2 protein-coding genes and 1 pseudogene are annotated in these 2,821 nt (G+C 67.4%); 1 reads left to right on the plus strand and 2 read right to left on the minus strand.

Going from position 1 to position 2,821, the window contains the following annotated elements:
• Positions 1-182: 182 nt before the first annotated feature.
• Positions 183-998, minus strand: a complete 816-nt coding sequence (locus I71_RS31850; RefSeq protein ID WP_199902308.1) for an ABC transporter ATP-binding protein — start codon at positions 996-998, stop codon at positions 183-185.
• 198 nt (positions 999-1,196) lie between these two features.
• Here I71_RS31850 and I71_RS31855 point away from each other — a divergent pair, with 198 nt between their 5' ends.
• Positions 1,197-1,916 carry a GntR family transcriptional regulator gene (locus tag I71_RS31855; RefSeq protein WP_042703771.1) on the plus strand — a complete coding sequence of 240 codons (720 nt, stop codon included), beginning with the start codon at positions 1,197-1,199 and terminating at the stop codon, positions 1,914-1,916.
• Between the two features lie 112 nt (positions 1,917-2,028).
• Here I71_RS31855 and I71_RS36665 read toward each other — a convergent pair.
• Positions 2,029-2,372, minus strand: a pseudogene (locus I71_RS36665) (ISL3 family transposase); the annotation flags it as partial.
• Positions 2,373-2,821 lie beyond the last annotated feature (449 nt).

Raw genomic sequence — 2,821 nt, forward strand, 5'->3', positions numbered from 1 at the left:
AGCCGATCCGGAGTGGGCGGCTGTCGGCCGTGGTGGCGGCCCCGGCCGGGGCGATGCCGGCGAGCAGCACGATGGAGCCGTACAAGGCAGCGGACAGCGCCGCGGCGAACATCCGGTTCATGCGCGAAATCCTTTTGATCGGTGCTGGTTGGAAGCTGGCAGGGAAACGTCCGCAGGGCGGCTCAGGCCGCGGCGACGATGGCGGAAATCCGCTCCAGCAGCGTGTCGGTCAGGGTGGTGAAGCGCTCCAGCCGCCGGGTCTCGCGCAGGCGGCGCGGGCGGGGCAGGTCGATGGCCAGTTCGCTGTGGATGCCGGCCGGGGCGATGCCGAGCAGCACGACGCGGTCGGCCAGGAACACCGCCTCCTCCACGTCGTGGGTGATGAACAGGACCGTTTGGCCGAGCCGGCCGCAAAGCCGCAGCAGTTCTTCGTTGAGGGTGGCGCGGGTGATGGCGTCCAGCGCGGCGAACGGCTCGTCCATCAGCAGCAGGCGCGGTTCCAGCACCAGTGCGCGGGCCAGGGCCACCCGCTGCTGCATGCCGCCCGACAGCTGGTGGGGGAATTTGCCGGCCGCGGCCTCCAGCCCGACCAGCGCCAGCGCCGCCATCGCCTTGTCCCGCCGGTCCGCATCCGGCAGCCGGCCGGCCATTCTCAGACCGAATCGGACATTGTCGAGCACGTCCAGCCAAGGAAACAACTGCGGCGACTGGAAGGCATAACCGAGCGACGGCATTTCCGGCGTCACCGTCTCCCCGTCGATGGTGATGCGGCCGGAATTGGGCGGCAGGAAGCCGGACAGCAGATTGAGCAGCGTGGTCTTGCCGCAGCCCGATGGGCCGAGCAGCGCCACGAACTCTCCAGGGCGGGCGGTCAGCGCCAGCGATCGGAATACCGGGTGTGCGCCATCATAGGCGAAATCCACACCGTCCACATGGAAGGCGGCTCCGCCGCTGCGAACGCTGGAAGGAGAGAGCAGGATTTCACAGCCCATATCCATTCTACCCTTCCTATCAACCGGTTCAACAAGACAATACAATATAATACATATAATAAAATACTTGGCAACTAGGGAATTTAATCGGATTCACGCAGCCGGCGGCCTGGCAGCGTCGAGGCTTGAGCCGTCCCGCCGCCGGTGGCATCTAGGCAGCCTCGATCCGTTGGTCGGGTCGATCAATCAGGGAGGGAAGCCTGGGTGCCCGTGGTGCGAGACAACGCGACGGCGCTGTACCGGCAGATTGCCGACCGGCTGCGCGACGAGATCGCCGCTCGTCTGTTCGAGCCGTCGGGGCGGTTGCCGACCGAAAACGAGATCGGTGTCCGCTTCGGCGTCAGTCGGGTCACCGTCCGGCTGGCGCTTGACCGGCTGGAGGCGGAGGGGCTGATCGAGCGCCGCAAGGGCAAGGGAACCTTCACGGCGGGCAAGCGCGTCCAGCATCCGCTCGACCGTCTGCGCAGTTTCCACGAATCGCTGCGCCTGCAGGGGTTGGACGCCACGATGCGGCCCTTGTCGGCGCGGCTGGTGCCGACTCCGTTGGAACTGCGGGAGGATTTCGGCCCGACCTGCCTGGAGGTGTGCCGCCTGCATCTGGTGGATGGCGAGCCGGTGGCTCTTGGCCGCAGCCTGCTGCCTCCGGCTCTGGAACTGGTCGACTGGCAAGCGGCCGGGCACAGGCCAATCTACGGCATCCTGCAGGACATCGTCGGCAAGCCGGTCGGCGGCGCCGACATCGAGGTCAAGGCGGCAGCAGCCGAAGCGGAGGTTGCGGCGGCACTCGGCCTGCCAGCGGGCACGCCGGTGCTGGTGATGCAGCGCCGGTCCGTCTTCGTTGGCGGCGGCTGTGCCGACCGTTCGGTGTTCGACATCCGGTCCGAACGCTACAGCTTCATTCTCTCCCACCGCTGGGACGGGTAGGGTTTGGCAATGGGCGGGGCTGCTCCGCCAGTCGATTTACCGGCGGCGATCGATCCGTCCTGGCCAAATTCGACCAATGCCGATGACACAGGGTGTTGGGATCGGCGCCATCGGGCTCCGCCCGGATCAGGCGCAGCAGCGTGTCGCCCGCTCACCGGCATGGCGAGCCGGGTGGCCAACCGGGCGGCGGGGACAGTCCGCTGCCGCACGCCGGAAGTGGCGAACCTGCGGGTGAAGGTCGCCAACCCGGCCCTGCCACGGCAGATCGCCCAGATGTCGTGAGTACCGACTGTGGATGCGTGCGCACGGGCTGCGGCACAGCGGACAGGCTGCCTTTGTCGCCCGCATGTGGGCCACAAAGGTCACCCGATCAGCGTCGACGGAAACCCGGTCGACGACAAGGCCGGCAGGGAGCAACGAAAGCAGTGATTTGGACAAGGAAGCCGGGGCGTAGATGACGATGGTCAGCACGATCACCGGCAGCAGCAGCGCCAGGAAGTGGATGCGCGGATGTCTTCGGCCTTGGCATCGCTGCGCCCAGCGCTTCCGGCACCGGTGCCGCGGCCGGGAAATCGGCAAACTCCAGCGTTTAGGGGATGTTCTTCAACTGGCCGGAGGCGTCCGGGAGCGAGTGGATGGTGGAGCGCTGGTGGCCGACGTTGAGAGTGTCGCCGGCGGCACCGGTGGCATTGGCGGCGGCGAAGGCCGGGCGGGCCAGCAGTCCGGCGGCTGCGGCTGTGCCAACTCCGCTCAGCANGCGGCGGCGCGACAGGATGGGCGAACGGTGCTCGGTCATCTTTGAATTTCCAGTTCGGAGAAGCGGAGTCAGGATAGGGCCGGGGCGCGGGCGAAAATCTGGTCCATCCGCCAATGTTCGTTGGCGTAGCGCGGGTCGCCGGCCCATT

This window comes from Azospirillum sp. B506, assembly GCF_000333595.1.
Taxonomy (GTDB): Bacteria; Pseudomonadota; Alphaproteobacteria; order Azospirillales; family Azospirillaceae; genus Azospirillum.

Coding starts and splice junctions, on each gene's coding strand:
- I71_RS31850 (WP_199902308.1), bottom strand. CDS start 998: ATGGATATGGGCTGTGAAATCCTGCTCTCTCCTTCCAGCGTTCGCAGC.